Here is an 18,784-nt window from a genome sequence, read left to right on the forward strand (position 1 = left end):
GGCTATTCCGAACGTATTTCGACGGTGAACTCTCGGCTGCCGATCTTGATGTGATCGCCGTCGCCAAGGACAACGCTGCCGCGGACGCGCTTGCCCTGCACCTCGATGCCATTGGTGGAGCGCAGATCGGTGATTACGAAACCGGTTCCGCTGTCGGTGATCACGGCGTGATAGCGGCTGACGTCGTTGTCGTCGAGGACGATGTCGTTGTCCATGAAACGCCCGATCCGGGTGGTCGCGTCGTGGAGCCGGTACTGGCTTCCGGCCTTGTCGCGCAACAACACAACGACCGACCCGTCGGTCGGAATCGGGGCAGACTCGACGACGGGCGCGTCGACGCTGACCTTCAGGGTGGTCAGGGCCGCCCGGGTGCGCGGCGGCGGTTCCTGGCGCAGGATGCGCTCATGCAGCTCAGTGACCGTCGGCCCGGGATCGATGCCGAGCCCCTCGGCCAGTGCCGTCTTCAGTCGCCGATACGCACCCAGGGCGTCGGATTGCCGCTCGGTCATGTAGTAGGCGGTCATCAATTGCGCCCACACCGGTTCCCGGTACGGATACTCGGCGGTGATCGCCTCGAGCTCACCGATGACGGATTCGGCGCGCCCGCAGGCGATTTCTGCCTGGGCGCGGGCGGTGTGGACGGCGACCTTCTCTTCGATCAGCGCAGTGGCGAACGCGTCGACGAAGGCGAACTCGCGCAGGTCGTCGAGGACCGGCCCGCGCCACTGGCTCAGCGCGGCGGACAGGTGGCTGCCGGCGTCCTCGAACCGGCCCGCGGCGGCGGCCTGGGTGCCCGCCGCCTTCTCGGTGCTGAAGCGGCCGAGGTCGCAGTCGGCGTCGGCGATGCTGAGCTGGTAACCGGGCGGGACGCTCGCCAGCATCTGCTCGGCCTCGGCGGTGCGCAACAGCCGCCGCAGGTTGGACACATGGGACTGGATGCTGATCCGCGCGGCCGGCACCGGATCCTCGTCCCAGACCGCGCCGATCAACGAGTCGACGGACACCGGCCGGTTGCGGTTGATCACCAGCATCGCCAGGACGGCGCGTTGCTTCGGTGCGCCCAGATTCAGCCGGGTGTCGTTGGCGGTCACCTGCAAGGGACCCAACACACCGAACCGCAGACCTGAGGCCGTCATCGCAGTAAATGGTTTCAGACCTGGCCGGAGAAAGGTATGAATCCTCGAACGTGCGCGGCACTTACCGCGGCAACCGGCCCGTTGCGCGGCCCCGCATCCTCAACCGACAAAGGTGCGTCGCTTACCATCGAACCCCGTGCCCCACGACGAGCGACCGCAGCCGATCCTGCGCTTGGTCGCCGTCGTTGCCGGGCTAGCGGGCCTGCTGTTGTGCCTCGTGGTGCCGTTGCTCCCGGTCAAGCAGACCACCGCGACCATTCTGTGGCCGCAGGGCACGGTCGACGGACACATCACTCAGGTCACCTCGCCCCTGGTATCCGGGGCGCCGCGGGCCCTCGACATCTCCATTCCCTGCCCGGCGATGGCCACCCTGCCGGACAGCGGCGGATTAGTGGTCTCGACATTGCCGACCGGCGGCGTGGACCCGGGTAAGAACGGCCTGTTCGTACGGGCCGACAAGGACGTGGTCGTCGTCGCGTTCCGCGACACCGTGGCCGCGGTGGCCAAGCGCTCGGCGATCGGCGCCTGCAGCGTGCTGCACGTCTGGGCCGACGCGGGCGCGGCCGGGGCGGACTTCGTCGGCATCCCCGGCGCCGCCGGCGTGCTGCCCGCCGAAAAGAAGCCGCAGGTCGGCGGTATCTTCACCGACCTGAAGGTCGCGCCGCAACCGGGGCTGTCGGCCCGGGTCGATATCGACACCCGCTTCATCACGGCGCCGACGGCCCTCAAGAAGCTGGTGATGGCCGCCGGGGTGCTGGCGGTCCTGGTCGCCATCGTCGCGCTGGCGATGCTGGATCGCCACAGCCGCGGTGGCACCCTGGTCAACTGGCGCTCCCCGGTGGCGTGGCTGTCCCGGTACCGCCCCGGTGAGCAACGGGCCAACTGGTGGCGGGTCGGCTGGGCCGCTTGGCTCAGCGACGTGGGCGTGATCGCGACGCTGCTGTTGTGGCACGTCATCGGCGCCACCTCGTCCGACGACGGCTACAACCTGACCATCGCGCGGGTAGCCCCGAAGGCCGGCTACGTGGCCAACTACTACCGCTACTTCGGCACCACCGAGGCGCCGTTCGACTGGTATCTCGCCGTGCTGTCCAAGCTGGCGGCGGTCAGCACCGCAGGCGTGTGGATGCGGCTGCCGGCCACGCTGGCCGGTATCGCCTGTTGGCTGATCCTTAGCCATTGGGGGCTGCGCCGGCTCGGGCCCGGCAAGGGCGGACTGGGATCCAACACGGTGGCGGTGCTCACCGGCGGCGTGGTGTTCCTGGCCGCGTGGCTGCCGTTCAACAACGGCCTGCGCCCCGAGCCGCTGATCGCGCTCGGCGTGATTGTCACCTGGATGCTGGTGGAGCGTGCGATCGCGCTGCAACGGCTGGCTCCCGCCGCGGTAGCGATCGTGGTCGCGATGCTCACCGTGACGCTGGCACCGCAGGGGTTGATCGCCGTCGCGGCCCTGTTGACCGGGGCCCGGGCCATCGCGACGATCATCCGGCGCCGACGGGCGACCGACGGGCTGCTCGCGCCACTGGCCGTGCTGGCGGCGTCGCTGTCGCTGATCCTGGTGGTGGTGTTCCGCAGCCAGACGCTGGCGACGATCGCCGAGTCGGCCCGCATCAAATACAAGGTCGGGCCGACGATCGCGTGGTACCAGGACTGGCTGCGCTACTACTTCCTCACCGTCGAGTCCAACCCCGACGGATCGATGGCGCGGCGCTTCGCGGTCCTGGTGCTGTTCCTCTGCCTGTTCGGCATGCTGATGGTGCTGCTGCGCCGTGGCCGGGTGCAAGGGCTGGCCAGCGGCCCGGCCTGGCGGTTGATCGGCACCACCGCGCTCGGGCTGCTGCTGCTGACGTTCACGCCGACGAAATGGGCGGTGCAGTTCGGCGCATTCGCCAGCCTGGCCGGAGCGCTCGGCGCGATCACCGCGTTCGCCTTCGCCCGGATCGGTCTGCACAGCCGCCGCAACCTGGCGCTGTACGTGACCGCCCTGCTGTTCGTGCTGGCAGTCGCCACGTCGGGCGTCAACGGCTGGTTCTACGTCGGCAACTACGGGGTGCCGTGGTTCGACATCCAGCCCGTCGTCGCCAGCCACCCGGTGACGACGATGTTCCTGGCGCTGTCGATCGCGACCGGACTGCTGGCCGCATGGCTGCACTTCCGGATGGACTACGCCGGGCACACCGAGATCAAGGAGAGCCGGCGTAACCGCGTCTTGGCATCCACTCCGCTGTTGATCGTCGCGACGATCATGGTGCTGGGCGAGGTCGGCTCGCTGGCCAAGGGCGCGGTGTTCCGCTACCCGCTCTACACCACGGCCAAAGCCAACCTGGCCGCGCTGGAGTCGGGGCTCTCGAAGACCAGCTGCGCGATGGCCGACGACGTGCTGGCCGAGCCGAACCCCAACCTCGGCCTGCTGCAACCTGTTCCGGGACAGACGTTCGGACCTGACGGCCCGCTCGGGGGCGTTAACCCGGTCGGGTTCAAACCCGGCGGGGTGGGCGACGACCTGCGGTCCTATCCGGTGGTGACCAAACCCGGGGTGGTGAATTCCGACGCGTCCCCCAACAAGCCCAACGCCGCGATGAGTGACTCCGCGGGGACCGCCGGCGGGAAGGGCCCGGTCGGGGTGAACGGGTCGAACGTGGCCCTGCCGTTCGGCCTCGACCCGGCCCGCACCCCGGTGATGGGCAGCTACGGCGAGAACTCGCTGGCGGCCACCGCCACCTCGTCCTGGTATCAGCTGCCGCCGCGCACACCGGACCGGCCGGTGGTGGTGGTATCCGCCGCGGGCGCCATCTGGTCGTACAAAGAGGACGGCACGTTCACTTACGGGCAGTCGCTGAAACTGCAGTGGGGTGTCACCCGCCCCGATGGGACCACCCAGCCGCTCGCCGAGGTGCAGCCGATCGACATCGGGCCCGAGCCGGCGTGGCGCAATCTGCGCTTCCCACTGACCTGGGCGCCGCCGGAGGCCAACGTGGCCCGCATCGTCGCCTACGACCCGAACCTCAGTGAGGATCAGTGGTTCGCGTTCACGCCGCCGCGGGTCCCGGTGCTGCAGACCCTGCAGCAGCTGATGGGATCGCAGACGCCCGTGCTGATGGACATCGCCACCGCCGCGAACTTCCCGTGCCAGCGGCCGTTCTCCGAACACCTCGGCGTTGCCGAACTTCCCGGCTTCCGCATCCTGCCCGACCACAAGCAGACGGCGTCGTCGTCGAACGGGTGGGAGGCCAGCGAGACCGGCGGGCCGTTCCTGTTCACCCAGGTGATGCTGCGGACGTCGACGATCTCGACCTACCTGCGCGGCGACTGGTATCGCGACTGGGGATCGGTTGAGCAGTATTTCCCGTTGGTGCCGAGTGATCAGGCGCCGGATGCCGTGATCGAACAGGGTGTGATGACCGTGAACGGCTGGAGCCGCCAGGGACCGATTCGGGCGTTGCCATGAGCATCGTCGTCGACAGACCGGCCGAGGCCGCCGCCCGTGACGACGTCCGGGTGACCCGGTGGGTCGCCACGATCGCCGGATTGATCGGCTTCGTATTGTCGGTCGCCACACCGCTGCTGCCTGTCGTGCAGACCACCGCGATGCTGAACTGGCCTCAAAACGGCCAGTTCAACAGCGTGACGGCTCCGCTCATTTCCCTGAGCCCGGTCGACGTGACGGCCACCGTGCCGTGCGACGCGACGCGCGGGCTGCCGCCCGAGGGCGGCGTGGTGCTGAGCACCGCACCCAAGAAGGGGAAGGACGCGGCGCTCAACGCGCTGTTCGTCGTCGTCAACGCCAAGCGCGTCGACGTCACCGACCGCAACGTGGTGATCGCCAGTGCGTCGCGCGCGCAGGTGGAGTCCACACAGTGCCAGCGCATCGAGATAACCTCCACGCGTGCCGGCACTTTCGCCACCTTCGTCGGGCTGACCGACCCGGCCGGCAAGCCGCTCGGCGGCGGATTCAACGACCCCAATTTGCGCCCGCAGATCGTCGGGGTCTTCACCGATCTGACCGGCCCGGCGCCGCCGGGATTGCGCTTCTCGGCGACCATCGACACCCGGTTCTCCACCACCCCAACGACATTGAAGCTGCTGGCAATGGTCGGCGCGATCCTGTCGACGATCGTCTCGCTGGTCGCGCTGTGGCGACTGGACCAGCTTGACGGTCACCGGATGCACCGGCTGATCCCGACGCGCTGGCGCAAGTTCACCCTCGCCGACGCCACGGTGATCTTCGGGTTCGTGCTGTGGCACGTGATCGGGGCGAACTCGTCGGACGACGGCTACATCCTGGGCATGGCCCGGGTCGCCGATCGCGCCGGCTACATGTCCAACTACTTCCGCTGGTTCGGCAGTCCGGAAGACCCGTTCGGCTGGTACTACAACTTGCTGGCGCTGATGACCCATGTCAGCGACGCCAGCCTGTGGATGCGACTGCCCGACTTGATCGCCGGGCTGGTGTGCTGGCTGCTGCTCTCGCGTGAGGTGCTGCCCCGGCTGGGGCCCGCGGTGACGTCGAGCAAGGCCGCGAACTGGGCGGCGGGCCTGGTCCTGCTGACCGCGTGGATGCCGTTCGACAACGGGCTGCGCCCCGAGCCGATCATCGCGGTGGGTTCGCTGATCACCTACGTGCTGATCGAGCGCTCGATGTGCGCCTCTCGGCTGACCCCGGCGGCGTTGGCGGTGATCACCGCGGCATTCACGCTGGGCGTCCAGCCGACCGGTCTGATAGCGGTGGCCGCGCTGGTCGCCGGTGGCCGTCCGATCCTGCGCATTCTGGTCAAGCGGCATCGCCTGGTCGGCACCTGGCCGCTGGTGGCCCCGATCCTGGCCGCCGGCTTCGTGATCCTCACCGTGGTATTCGCCGACCAGACGCTGTCAACGGTGTTGGAAGCCACCAGGATTCGCACCGACATCGGGCCCAGCCAGGCCTGGTACACCGAGAACCTGCGCTACTACTATCTGATCCTGCCGACCGTGGACGGTTCGCTGTCACGCCGGTTCGGCTTCCTGGTCACCGCGCTGTGCTTGTTCACCGCGTTGTTCATCATGTTGCGGCGCAAGCGAGTTCCCGGAGTGGCGCGCGGCCCGGCCTGGCGGCTGATGGGTGTCATCTTCGGCACCATGTTCTTCCTGATGTTCACCCCGACCAAGTGGGTGCACCACTTCGGGCTGTTCGCCGCGGTGGGTGCGGCGATGGCCGCGCTGACGACGGTGCTGGTGTCGCCGAAGGTGCTGCGCTGGTCGCGCAATCGCATGGCGTTCCTGGCGGCGCTGATGTTCGTGTTGGCCTTGTGCTTCGCCACCACCAACGGTTGGTGGTACGTGTCGAGCTATGGCGTGCCGTTCAACAGTTCGATGCCGAAGGTCGGCGGAATCTCAATCAGTACAATCTTTTTCGCACTCTTCGCGATTACCGCGGTGTACGCGGCGTGGTTACACTTCGCCGACCCGAGCCACGGCGAGGGCCGGTTGGCGCGGGCACTGACGGCGGCGCCGATCCCGATCGCGGCCGGCTTCATGGCGCTGGTGTTCATCGCGTCGATGACGGCCGGCATCGTGCGTCAGTACCCCACCTACTCCAACGCCTGGGACAACTTGCGTGAATTCAGCGGCGGCTGCGGGCTGGCCGACGACGTGCTCGTCGAGCCGGACAGCAATGCCGGCTTCATGGCGCCCGTCAAAACCGCGGAGCCGGGTGATTACGGCCCGTTGGGCCCGCTGGGCGGAGTGAACCCAACGGGGTTCAGCCCCAACGGGATACCGGAACGCACCCTGGCCGAAGCGGTGCGGGAGACCGCGGTCCCGCAGCCCGGTACCGACTACGACTGGTACGGGCCGACCAAGCTCACGGCGCCGGGCGTCAACGGGTCACTACTCCCGTTGCCCTACGGGCTGGACCCCGCGCGGGTGCCGGTGGCCGGCAGCTACACCAGCGGCGCGCAACAGCAGAGCAGGCTCACCTCAGCGTGGTACCAGCTGCCGAAGCCGGACGCCGGGCACCCGCTGGTGGTGGTGACCGCCGCGGGCACGATCGCCGGCAACAGCATCCTGCACCACCACACCGGCGGGCAGACCGTGGAACTGGAATTCGGCTTGCCCGGACCCGGCGGCACCGTGGCGCCGGGTGGCCGACTGGTGCCGTACGACCTGTACGGGGAACAGCCCAAGGTGTGGCGCAATCTTCGCTTCGCGCGCTCGGCGATGCCCGCAGACGCCGTCGCGGTGCGAGTGGTGGCCGAGGACCTGTCCCTGACGGCCGACGACTGGATTGCGGTGACCCCGCCGCGGGTGCCGGAACTGCGCTCGTTGCAGGAGTACGTCGGCTCGACGCAGCCGGTGCTGATGGACTGGGCGGTCGGGTTGGCGTTCCCGTGCCAGCAACCGATGTTGCACGTCAACGGTGTCACCGAGATCCCGCGGTTCCGCATCACCCCGGACTACAACGCCAAGAAGCAGGACACCGACACCTGGCAGGACGGCGTCAACGGCGGCCTGCTGGGCATCACCGACCTGCTGCTGCGTGCCCACGTGATGTCGACCTACCTGTCCCACGACTGGGGCCGGGACTGGGGGTCACTGCGCCGGTTCGAGACGATCGCCGACGCCCAGCCCGCGCAGCTCGACTTGGGCACCGCGACGCGCACCGGATGGTGGTCGCCCGGCCAGATCCGGATCAAGCCCTAAAAGGGCCCGACGAAAACGGCTGCCTTGCAAGGGTTTTACGAAATGCGGAAATCATAATTAGTCACCGGTCGAATAGAGCTATTAAATTGGCACAGGTGTAATTCGCTGAATTGGTTTAAATTCAGCAAATAAGGGTCAATACCTACTCCGCTGTGATCCGGGTAACACAGCAGGGGAGGGATCGAGGACCTTATGCACACACGAACACGCCGCGCCGGATACCGGGCGGCATTCATAGCGGCCATGTCGACGGTGGCGACAACGGGGATCGCCACCGCGGGGGCCGAAGCCGGGACAACAGTCGTTTTGGACAGCAAATTGCGGCGTTGCGATTTCAGTCTGGTAAGTACCGTACCTATGGTGCCGCAATCTGCCCTCGGCACCGGGTCGGTCATTGTCCATTCCGCCGGAGGGAAAGCGATTGCCGAGGTGCACTTGTCGGACGCGCCCGAACCGGGAGCCCATTTCGACGTCGGCTTGATTCAGGAACCCCGGCCGGGGTCGGGTGGCTGTGGTCCCGGGGATCCCGGGACCGCGTTTTCCGGGATGGACACCGACCCCGCCGGCGGCGCAACGGTGACCGTTTCCGACACCATCCGCCCAGGCACGACGGGCGTCTGGGTCGTTATCCAGCGTCCGAATCCGCACTCGCAGAGTCCGGCCGAGTTCTACACCTCGGAGTTCGTCGCGCCGGTCTAACACCCACTGGCCGGCGCAACACCGTCACTGGTAATGGTGATGCGTCAGCTCCGACTGCATTGCGGCTACCCGTTCGCGTACCTGCTCGTCGGACCGTCGCTGCTCGGCCGCCGTGACGACGATGGCATCCGAACCCGGAAACACCGTCGCCTCGTGGCCACTGGCGAGCCAGCGCACCACAAACGGTGGTGCACCGTTCGCGCCGCGCACCTCGATGATCAAGCCGCGCTGATCCACTACCCCGGTCGTGGTGCCCTTGAGCACGAGCCAGTCACCCACGTCGGCCTTCATCGCCGTCTCCCTCGCTCTGTGACCTCTGGGCCGATCATGCGCCCGGCTCGCACGCTCGGCGAGGGCCGTAAGTCACCACTGACGAATTTCCCAACCGAACGGGACTTCCGTCCCTACCGCAGCACGCCATCGAATGCTGCGATGAGGGTGAACAACCAGCACACCACGGAGGCACGGCAATGGACGCTTCACCGCAAGCGCAGGCCAAGACACGCATGTTCGCCCGCGTGCTCGGCCCGTTCCTGGTCATCGTCGACGTCACGGCCGTGGCGCGCGCGTCGGACATGCAGGCGGTCCTTTCAGACTTCGAGGCAAGCCCGCTGTGGTCGTGGGTGGCTGGTGCCTTCATCCTGGCCTTCGGCCTGGTCATCGTGGCGACCCACCAGTATTGGAACGGCGCCGCCGCGATCATCGTGTCGCTGACGGGCTGGCTCATCACGCTGCGCGGCGTGCTTCTGTTGGCCTTTCCCAAGGCCTTCGCGACGGTCGCCAGCAGCATGATCGGTGCGCAGGGATGGTGGATGGCGATCTGCATCGCATTCGCGCTGGTGGGGCTGTACCTGACCTACGCCGGCTGGGTTCCGCTACCGCATCGGCCGGAGCCGCAGGCCGTGAGCACCGATCCGCAGTTACCCCGAGCCGCCTGATCGAGTCCTGATCGAGCCGAGAGGTAACGATGACCGCGGCAGCAGAACACATCCCGCAGCGGACCACCAGGATGCCCGCTGCGTTACGCAACGGCGTGCCCAGCGACTTCGACGACTCGGCGGCGATCGCGGAGGCAGCCGTCGAGGATATGCGGACGGTGGGAAGCGGGACGGCCGTCCTGGTGGTGAAACGCGGTCCCAATGCCGGATCGCAGTTCCGATTGGATCAGCCCGTCGTCACGGTCGGCCGGCATCCCGCCAGCGACGTATTCCTCGACGACATCACGGTCAGCCGCAGGCATGCCGAATTCCGCAGGGAAGACGGCAAATTCCACATCGTCGACCTCGGCAGCCTGAACAAGACCTATCTCAACCGTGAGCCTGTCGACTCGGCTGTGCTCAGCGACGGCGACGAGATCCAGATCGGCAATTTCCGTCTGCTCTTTCTTGTCGGGCCGGTGAAGAGCTGAACCGTACGGCGCAGCGTCTTCACCCGGAGTCCGGGCTGTAATACCGTCGCGGGATGAGCGACTACGACGTTGAGGCCGTGGACCGGCTGCCCTTCTGGACCGAGGAAAAGTCGCGGCGCTACCAGACGGACAACTACACCGGAGCGGTCGGCCTGAACTGGTACCGCACCGACCCCACGCTGCAGTTCACGATGGCCTACTATCTGCGGCCGGATGAATTAGCGGTCGTAGAGCCACATTTGACCAGTATCGGTGAACTGATGGGCGGCCCGGTCGCCCGCTGGGCGGAGGAAACGGACCGCAACCCGCCGCGGCTGGAGCGCTACGACCGGTGGGGACACGACGTCAGCCAGGTCGTCATGCCGACGTCGTTCACCCAGTCCAAGCGCGCGGTGCTGGCGGCTCAGCAGGCACTGCGCACCGACGCGCGGGCCGCGAAGGTGAGCTCCGGGCTGGCGCTGTTCGCGTCCAACTATCTACTCAACCAGGCCGACATCGGGATGGGCTGCGCGCTGGGCACCGGCGGCGGCATGGTCCAGTCGCTGGTGGCCGCCTACGCGCCGGCCGACGTGGCCGAGCATGTGCAGGCCAAGTTCGCCTCCGGTGAATGGGCCGGCGAGACCGCGCAGCTGCTGACCGAACGCACCGGCGGCTCCGACCTCGGGATGCTGGAGACGACGGCACGGCGCAGCGGTGACTCGTGGTTGCTCAACGGATTCAAGTGGTTTGCGTCCAACTGCGCCGGCGAGGCATTCGTGGTGATGGCCAAGCCGGAGGGGGCGCCCGACTCCACCCGCGGCATCGCCAACTTCCTGGTGCTGCGCACCCGCCGCGACGGTTCGCGCAACGGCGTGCGGGTGCGCCGGCTCAAGGACAAGCTCGGCACCCGCTCGGTGGCGTCCGGCGAGGTCGAGTTCGTCGACGCCGAGGCGTTCCTGTTGTCCGGTGAACCAAGTGGCCCGGATGCCCAGACGGGCCCCTCCGATGGCAAAGGCCTGAGCCGGATGATGGAGTTGACCAACGCCGCGCGCCTGGGCATCGCCTTGTTCGGGCTGGGCAATGCGCGCCGCGCCCTGGTCGAGTCGCTGTGCTATGCGCGGCAGCGGCACGCGTTCGGCGGCGCGCTGATCGACAAGCCGTTGATGCGACGCAAACTGGCCGAGTTGATCGTCGACGTCGAGGCCGCCCAAGCAATGGTTTTCGACGGCACCGGCGCCGCCAACCATCGCCAGCCGCGCAGCGTGCGCCAGCGCATCGCGGTGCCCGTCACCAAGCTCAAGGTGTGCCGGCTGGGCATCACGGCGGCCTCGGACGCGATCGAGATCCACGGCGGCAACGGCTACATCGAAACCTGGCCGGTGGCACGGCTTTTGCGCGACGCACAAGTGAACACGATTTGGGAAGGGCCCGACAATATCCTGTGTCTCGATGTGCGCCGCGGCATCCAGCAGACCCAGGCGCACGAGACGCTGTTGGCGCGGTTGCACGACGCGGTGTCGGTCTCCGATGACGACGAGACCACCGGGCTGGTGGCGCGCCGCATCGAGGACCTGGATGCCGCGATCACGGCCTGGACCAAACTCGACAGCACCGTCGCCGAGGCGCGTCTGTACCCGCTGGCCCAATTCATGGGTGACGTGTACGCGGGCGCGCTGCTGATCGAGCAGGCGGCCTGGGAGCGGGAGACCCGCGGCGGTGAGCGCAAGGCGCTGGTGGCCCAGCTTTACGCGCAGCGGTATCTGGCCGATCGCGGACCGCTGCGCGGCATCGACGCCGAGTCGGACGAAGCGCTGGATCGGTTCGACGAGTTGGCGGCCGGCGCGCTGGTCATGCCGAGCGTGAACTGAGCGACGCCGAAACGGCGTGTCGCGTCGTAAGACTCACACTCGGCGTGGTGGCTAGAGCGGAAGCAGACTGTGCTTTCGTCCGACGCGGAACCAGATCTGCTTGTCTCGCAACAGATGGAGCGACTTACGGATCAACAGCCGGGTCTGGTGCGGATCGATGACCGCATCGATGAAGCCGCGCTCGGCCGCCGTCCACGGGATCGCCATGTTGAGGTTGTAGCCCTCGATGAAGTCCTTCTTGATCTGCTGGGCTTCGGGCGTCGTCGGGTCGGGGAACCGCTTCATCAGCAGCTGGGCAGCGCCCTCGGCGCCGATCACCGCGATGCGCGCGGTGGGCCAGGCGAAGTTGAAGTCGGCAGTCAGCTGCCGGGATCCCATCACGGCATAGGCGCCGCCGTAGGACTTGCGGATCGTGATCGTGACCTTTGGTACGTCGGCCTCCACGACCGCGGACAGGAACCGGCCGCCGCGTTTGATGATGCCGTTGCGCTCCTGCTCGGCCCCCGGCAGGAAGCCGGGAGTGTCCACGACGAAGATGAGCGGGAGCTCGAAGATGTCGCAGAACCGGATGAAACGTGTTGCCTTGTCCGAGGCTTCGTTGTCGATCGACCCGGCCAGGAACATGGGCTGGTTGGCGATCACTCCGACCGGACGCCCGTCGACCCGGGCGAACGCGGTGATGATCGCGGGCCCCTGCTGCGAGGCGACTTCGAGAACATCGCCGTCGTCGAAGATCCGTAGCAGAATCTCGTGCATGTCGTACGCCGCGTTGTCGGAGTCCGGGATGATCGCGTCGAGTTCCAGATCGGTCGGGGTGATCTCGGGCTCCAGCCCGGGATTGACGACCGGCGGTTTGTCGAAGATGTTGGACGGCAGGAATGACAGGAAGTCGCGGACGTACTGAAACGCCTCGGCCTCGGTGTCGACCACGTGATGAATGTTGCCGTAGCGGGCCTGGACATCGGCGCCACCGAGCTCGTCGAGCGTGATCTCCTCGCCGGTGACTTCCTTGATCACGTCGGGCCCGGTGACGAAGAAGTAGCCCTGGTCGCGCACCGCGACGAGGAGATCGTCCTGGATGGGCGAATACACCGCTCCCCCGGCGCATTTGCCGAAGATGAGGGAGATCTGGGGCACCACTCCGGACAACGCTTCGTGACGGCGGCCCAGCTCGGCGTACCACGCCAGCGAGGTGACCGCGTCCTGGATGCGGGCACCACCGGAGTCCTGGATGCCGATGATGGGGCAGCCGACCATCGCGCACCACTCCATCAGCCGGGCCACCTTGCGGCCGAACATCTCGCCGACGGTGCCCTGGAAGACGGTCTGGTCGTGAGAGAACACCCCGACCGGGCGCCCGTCGATCATGGCGTGGCCGGTGATGCAGCCGTCGCCGTAGAGCGCGTTGGGGTCGTTCGGGGTCTTGGCCAGCGCCCCGACTTCCAGGAAGGTGCCCGGGTCGACCAGTGCGTGGATGCGGGACCGGGCGCTGGGGATGCCCTTCGCGTCGCGCTTGGCGGCGGCCTTCTCGCCGCCGGGCTCCTTGGCCAGTTCCAGACGAGTGTTGAGCTCGGCTAGCTTCTCGGCCGTGGTGTGGACGACAGGAGCCGGCCCAGGCGCTACATCCGTCACTACTTGCCTACCTATCTAGTTCTAACTCGTCCGGCTCGTGGAATTTGCCTCGACCTTGTTCAGCGCCTGGGTCATATGCGCACCGACCTTGGCGATGATCGGCTCGTCGATGGCCTGGATGTGCTCGCCACCGATCGGCACGACCTCAAGGTCGGCGACATACTCGCCCCAACCGCCATCCGGCTGCCGAACGGCGTATCGCGGCTCGAACATGATCGCGTCGTCATGGTAGCGATCGGCCATATAGAGGGTCACATGCCCGTCGTAAGGCTGGATCTCGGCGGTGTCGATGGCCCGGTTGTCCAGGTACGACGTGCGCTGGTGCTCGATGATCCCGGCCGGGATCTGCACCCCGCTCTGGCTGACGGCCTCCAGCACGAACCGGATCTGACCCTCGTCGTCGAGCTCCTCGAGCTGCTCGTACGGGATCGCGGGGATGGTGACCTGGAAGGTCTTCTCGGCGAAGCGGGCGTAGCGGTCCCAGCGAGCGCGGACCTCTTCCTTGGTCTGCGGGACGTCTTCGCCGGCGCGCACCGCGTCGATCAGGCCCACCCAGGCGACGTCCTTGCCCATCTTCTTGAGTCCGATCGCGCAGGCGTAGGCCAGCACCCCGCCCAGCGACCAGCCGGCCAGGATGTAGGGCCCGTCGCCCTGCATCTCGATCAGCTTCGGAACGTATTGCGCCGCACGTTCTTCGATCGTGCCCTCGACGCGCTCCAGCCCGTACATCGGAGTGTCCGCGGGCAACCGGTTGAGCAGCGGCTCGTACACTACCGTCGATCCGCCGGCGGGGTGGAAGACGAACACCGGTGGCTTGGTCGAGCCCTCGACCGGCGCCCGCAGCGTGCGCACGAACCCGTCGACGGTGCCGGCCTCCAGGTACTGGCGCACCTTCTCGGCCAGCGCCTCGATGTTCTCTGAGCTCACCACGTCCTCGGCGGTGATCGGCCCTTCGGCGCGCTCGGAAAGCCGTTCGGCCAGCTTGGCGGCACTGGCGTCGTCCAGCTTGGGCAGCGGGTTGAAGATGCCGCCCGGGGACTTGCCGGTGACGATCGCCCAAGTGGCGAACGTGACCCGCTCGGCGGCATCGCGCGGCGGCACATCGGAGTTCAGCGCCTTGGCGACCGCTTCGGAGTTGAGCGCTTCGGCCGCTCCGGCCAGGTTCGGCTTGGCGCCGTTGCCCGCCGGGCCGGACGGATCGGTCGGCGGCGGCGGAATCGCCACATCCGACGGCGGTGCAGCCGGCTGGGTCTGCGGCTCAGCCTGCGGATCCGGCGCGGGAGCGGTCAGCGATTCCGGCGTTGCGCCGCTGAGCAACCCGGCCTGCACCCGGGCGATCTCCTCGGCCGTCTGGGTCTTTTGGTGCTCGTGCAGCTGCTCGACCTCGTCGCGGTGCTCGATCGCGTACTCGATCAGCTTCTCGACGTTGTAGAGGTTGGCGTCACGCACCGCCGTCAATTGGATTGGCGGCAGGTCGAAGTCGTATTCGACGCGGTTCTTGATCCGCACCGCCATCAACGAGTCCAGCCCCAGCTCGATCAGCGGGACCTCCCACGGCAGGTCCTCGGGCTCGTAACCCATCGCGGCGCCGACGATCGCGCCCAGGCGATCGGCGATGGTCTCACCGGAATCCGGTGACCACTTGACGAAGTCGGACGGCATGTAGCGGTTGGTCAGGCTGTCCGACAACGTTTCCGCGTCGACGTCCTCTTCGACGGGCCCCGCGACCGGTGCTTGCGTCGATCCCGCTTCGGCCACGGGTGCAATCGCGGCACCCGCGCCCACCGCGGTGGGCAATGCGCCCACGGCCGCACCCGCCCGCGCGACCAGCGCGTCGTAGACCAACGTGAACGACTCGTCGATGCGGGCATGCACCTGCACCGAGGCGCCGCCGGGATGCCGCGTCATCGTCGTCACCAGCCGGGCACCCTCGCCCGGCACCGCGCGCTGCTCGGCCGCCGTCATCTGCGCGTCCGGAATCACCTGAGCCGCAGCGGCTCTCACCAACGCGGCCAGGTCTGCCGTCTCGCCCCGGGGTGCAAACTCCCACACGTGGCGGCCATCCGGCAATGCGACGTGCGTGCCGGGCATGATGATCGAGCCGTCGCCGCTGAAGTGCGCGTCCAGCCAGTGCTCTTTGCGCTTGAACCGGGTCGGCGGAATGTTGGCGTAGTCCCAGGGCCCCTTGGCGGGGGTGAACATCGTCCGGATGTCCAGGTCGTGTCCGTAGACGTAGAGCTGCGCCAGGGTCGACGTGATCGACTCGACCTCGTCCTGCTTACGGGCCAGCGTCGGGATCAGCTGGGCGTCATGCAATCCGGCCGACGCCGTGGTCAGACCCACCTGCATCAGCGCCACCGGGTTGGGCGCCAACTCCAGGAACGTGGTGTGCCCGCTGTCGACGGCGTTGCGGATGCCGTGGGTGAAGTAGACGCTGTGCCGCAGCCCCTTCTTCCAGTAGTCGACGTCGTGGATCGGCTCCGAGCCGGGCTTGACGTAGCTGCCCTCGTGCACGGTCGAGTAGATCCCGGCCGTGGGGCTCATCGGCTTGATGCCCTGCAGCTCCGCGGCCAGCTCGCCGAGCAGCGGGTCCATCTGCGAGGTGTGGCTGGCGCCCTTGGTCTGGAACTTGCGGGCGAACTTGCCCTCGGATTCCGCGCGGGCGATGATCGCGTCCACCTGCTCGGGCGGTCCGCCGATGACGGTCTGGGACGGCGCGGCGTAGACGCACACCTCCAGGTCCGGAAAGTCGGAGAACACCGTCTTGATCTCGTCGGCGGAGTACTCCACCAGCGCCATCAGCCGGATGAACTCGCCGAACAGCATCGACTCGCCCTCGCCCATCAGGTGCGAGCGCGAGCAGATCGCCCGGGTCGCATCGCGCAGCGACAAGCCGCCGGCGAAGTAGGCCGAGGCGGCCTCACCCAGCGACTGTCCCACTACCGCAGCGGGTTTGGCACCGTGATGCTTGAGCAGCTCACCGAGCGCGATCTGGATCGCGAAGATGGTGACCTGCGTGGTCTCGATGCCGTAGTCCTGCGAGTCGTCCAGGATCAACTCGAGCACCGAGTAGCCCAGCTCGTCCTGCACCAGGGCGTCGACCTTCTCGATCCACTCGGCGAACACCGGGTTGCGCAGGTACAGGTTCTTGCCCATCTTGCGGTGCTGCGCACCGAATCCGGCGAGCACCCACACCGGGCCGTTGGTCACCGGACCGTCCACACTGAACACGTTGGGCCGTTGCTTGCCCTCGGCGACCGCGCGCAAGCCCTTGATGGCTTCCTCGTGGTCGTGGGCCAGCACCACCGCCCGCGAGCGGCCGTGGTTGCGCCGCGACAGCGATCGGCCGATCGACTCCAGCGAAACCGCCTGCCCCTCGGGGCTTTCCATCCAGTCCGCCAGTTCGGCCGCGGCGGCCTTCTTGCGGGAGGTCAAAAACGCCGACACCGCAAGCGGAATCAATGGCTTGGTGGGCTCTGACTCCTGTTGGGCCGCAAGCTCTTCCAGCGCAGCCGCTTTGAGCTCCAACGCCTCGTCGGTGACGCCCGGCAGCTCGGGCTCGAAATCCGGGATCTCATACTCGTCGGTGATGATGTTGCCGAAGTCGTCGAACCGCAGCGAGTGCGATTCCAGCGTGGGCGCCTCGGTCGGGTCGGCGCCGGGCGCGGCCGGCGCGATGACCTGGGCCGGGGCCTCGGGCTCTTTGAGGTCGCGGGGCAACAGCTCGCGAACCACCACATGCGAGTTGGCGCCACCGAAGCCGAAGCTCGACACCCCGGCCAGCGCGTAGCCGCCGTAGCGCGGCCAATCGGTCGCGCTGTCAACGAATTTCAGGTGGGTGCCCTCGAAGTCGATGTAAGGACTCGGCCCGGCGAAGTTGATCGACGGCGGCAGCTTGTTGTGCTGCAACGACAACACGACCTTGGCCAGACTGGCCGCGCCGGCGGCCGACTCCAGGTGTCCCACATTGGTTTTGATCGCGCCCAGCAGCGCGGGGCGGTCGGCGCTCCGGCCTCGGCCGACCACCCGGCCCAATGCTTCGGCCTCGATCGGGTCACCCAGGACGGTGCCGGTGCCGTGCGCCTCGATGTAGTCGACGTTGCGCGGATCGATCCCGGCGTCCTTGTACGCCCGGCGCAGCACCTCGGCCTGGGCATCCTGGTTGGGGGCGATCAGGCCGTTGGACCTGCCGTCGTGGTTGACCGCGCTGCCGGCGATCACGGCCAGGATCTGGTCGCCGTCGCGACGGGCGTCGGCGACCCGCTTGAGCACGAACATGCCGCCACCCTCGGAGCGGGTGTATCCGTCGGCGTCGGCGGAGAACGACTTGATCCGGCCATCGGGAGACAACACCGCGCCGATCTCGTCGAAACCAAGCGTCGCCAGCGGGGTGAGCAGCGCGTTGACCCCACCGGCCAGCGCCACGTCGCATTCGCCGTTGCGCAGCGCCTGCACCGCCTGATGCGTGGCCACCAGCGAGCTCGAGCAGGCGGTGTCCAGCGCGACCGAGGGGCCGCGGAAGTCGTAGAAGTAGGACACCCGGTTGGCGATGATCGAGTTCGCGGTACCGGTGATCGCGTACGGGTGCGCGACCGTCGGGTCAGACACCGCCAGGAACTGGTAGTCGTGGTTGGAGAAACCGACATACACGCCGACGGCCTCGCCGCGCAGGCTGGACGCCGGGATGCGGGCGTGCTCGAGGGCCTCCCAGGTCAGCTCGAGCGCCAGCCGCTGCTGGGGGTCGATGTTGTCGGCCTCGGTCTTGGCGATGGCGAAGAACTCGGAGTCGAATCCCTTGACGTCCTTGAGGTAACCGCCGCGGGTGCGGGCCTTGGCGACCAGCGCGGCGATACGCGGCTCTTCGAGGAACTCCGACCAGCGGCCCTCGGGCAGATCGGTGATCGCGTCGCGGCCCTCCATCAGGGCCTGCCAGGTTTCCTCGGGGCTGTTCATGTCGCCGGGAAGCCGAGTGGACAGCCCGACGATCGCGATGTCGACGCGTTCGGCCGGCCCGGTGCGGGTCCAGTCGACTTCGCCGGCGTCGTCGGGGCGTTCGGGCTCGCCTTCGATGATGCGGGTGGCCAGCGACTCGATGGTCGGATGCTGGAAGGCCACCGCGACCGACAGCGTGACACCGGTCATGTCCTCGATGTCGGCGGCCATTGCCACCGCGTCGCGCGAGGACAGGCCCAGTTCCACCATCGGGATCGACTCGTCGATCGCGTCGGGTGACTGCCCGACGGCCCGGCCCACCCAGTTACGCAGCCATTCGCGCATCTCGGGGACCGTTAAATCAGTCCTCTTGGCGGGCGCGTTCCCGCCAGGACCGTCGGCGGCCGCCTGGTCGGAGTTGTCGGGCAGGTCAGGTTCGGTGTCAGCCATGG

At 67.6% G+C, this 18,784-nt stretch carries 10 protein-coding genes; 6 read left to right on the forward strand and 4 right to left on the reverse strand.

Features of this window, described 5'->3' with window-relative positions:
• Positions 1 to 2 precede the first annotated feature (2 nt).
• Entirely contained in the window at positions 3 to 1,136 is a 1,134-nt protein-coding gene (locus tag MAAFP003_RS26650; RefSeq protein ID WP_096290588.1) for a BTAD domain-containing putative transcriptional regulator, read from the reverse strand.
• Between the two features lie 136 nt (positions 1,137 to 1,272).
• On the opposite strand from MAAFP003_RS26650, the gene MAAFP003_RS26655 reads away from it, so the two are divergent.
• The 3 genes from MAAFP003_RS26655 to MAAFP003_RS26665 all read left to right on the forward strand — a co-directional run bounded on the left by MAAFP003_RS26655 (position 1,273) and on the right by MAAFP003_RS26665 (position 8,513).
• Positions 1,273 to 4,584 carry an arabinosyltransferase domain-containing protein gene (locus MAAFP003_RS26655; protein ID WP_096290589.1) on the forward strand — a complete coding sequence of 1,104 codons (3,312 nt, stop codon included), beginning with the start codon at positions 1,273 to 1,275 and terminating at the stop codon, positions 4,582 to 4,584.
• Positions 4,581 to 7,814: an arabinosyltransferase domain-containing protein gene (locus MAAFP003_RS26660; protein WP_096290590.1), complete on the forward strand. Its 3,234-nt coding sequence runs from the start codon at positions 4,581 to 4,583 to the stop codon at positions 7,812 to 7,814. Before MAAFP003_RS26655 ends, MAAFP003_RS26660 begins: the two co-directional genes overlap by 4 nt.
• A gap of 192 nt (positions 7,815 to 8,006) precedes the next feature.
• On the forward strand, positions 8,007 to 8,513 hold the full coding sequence (locus tag MAAFP003_RS26665; protein ID WP_096290591.1) for a hypothetical protein: 507 nt from the start codon (positions 8,007 to 8,009) through the stop codon (positions 8,511 to 8,513).
• A gap of 24 nt (positions 8,514 to 8,537) precedes the next feature.
• On the opposite strand, the gene MAAFP003_RS26670 is transcribed toward MAAFP003_RS26665, so the two are convergent.
• Positions 8,538 to 8,804 carry a DUF1918 domain-containing protein gene (locus MAAFP003_RS26670; protein ID WP_096290592.1) on the reverse strand — a complete coding sequence of 89 codons (267 nt, stop codon included), beginning with the start codon at positions 8,802 to 8,804 and terminating at the stop codon, positions 8,538 to 8,540.
• A 179-nt stretch (positions 8,805 to 8,983) separates the two neighbouring features.
• On the opposite strand from MAAFP003_RS26670, the gene MAAFP003_RS26675 reads away from it, so the two are divergent.
• The 3 genes from MAAFP003_RS26675 to MAAFP003_RS26685 all read left to right on the forward strand — a co-directional run bounded on the left by MAAFP003_RS26675 (position 8,984) and on the right by MAAFP003_RS26685 (position 11,768).
• On the forward strand, positions 8,984 to 9,451 hold the full coding sequence (locus MAAFP003_RS26675; protein ID WP_096290593.1) for a hypothetical protein: 468 nt from the start codon (positions 8,984 to 8,986) through the stop codon (positions 9,449 to 9,451).
• A 71-nt stretch (positions 9,452 to 9,522) separates the two neighbouring features.
• A complete protein-coding gene (locus MAAFP003_RS26680) occupies positions 9,523 to 9,921 on the forward strand; it encodes an FHA domain-containing protein (protein ID WP_243394237.1) in 399 nt (132 codons plus the stop codon).
• 53 nt (positions 9,922 to 9,974) lie between these two features.
• The gene (locus tag MAAFP003_RS26685; protein ID WP_096290595.1) at positions 9,975 to 11,768 is read left to right on the forward strand and encodes an acyl-CoA dehydrogenase family protein; all 1,794 of its coding nucleotides are present in this window, start codon (positions 9,975 to 9,977) and stop codon (positions 11,766 to 11,768) included.
• 51 nt (positions 11,769 to 11,819) lie between these two features.
• Here the strand turns inward: MAAFP003_RS26685 and MAAFP003_RS26690 are convergent, their stop codons facing one another.
• Positions 11,820 to 13,400 (reverse strand): acyl-CoA carboxylase subunit beta, encoded by a 1,581-nt coding sequence (locus tag MAAFP003_RS26690; protein ID WP_096290596.1) that lies wholly within the window; start codon positions 13,398 to 13,400, stop codon positions 11,820 to 11,822.
• A 21-nt stretch (positions 13,401 to 13,421) separates the two neighbouring features.
• On the reverse strand, positions 13,422 to 18,782 hold the full coding sequence (gene pks13 / locus MAAFP003_RS26695) for a polyketide synthase Pks13 (RefSeq protein WP_096290597.1): 5,361 nt from the start codon (positions 18,780 to 18,782) through the stop codon (positions 13,422 to 13,424).
• Between the last annotated feature and the right edge of the window lie 2 nt (positions 18,783 to 18,784).

Source organism: Mycobacterium ahvazicum, from assembly GCF_900176255.2.
In the GTDB taxonomy this organism is placed as follows: domain Bacteria; phylum Actinomycetota; class Actinomycetes; order Mycobacteriales; family Mycobacteriaceae; genus Mycobacterium; species Mycobacterium ahvazicum.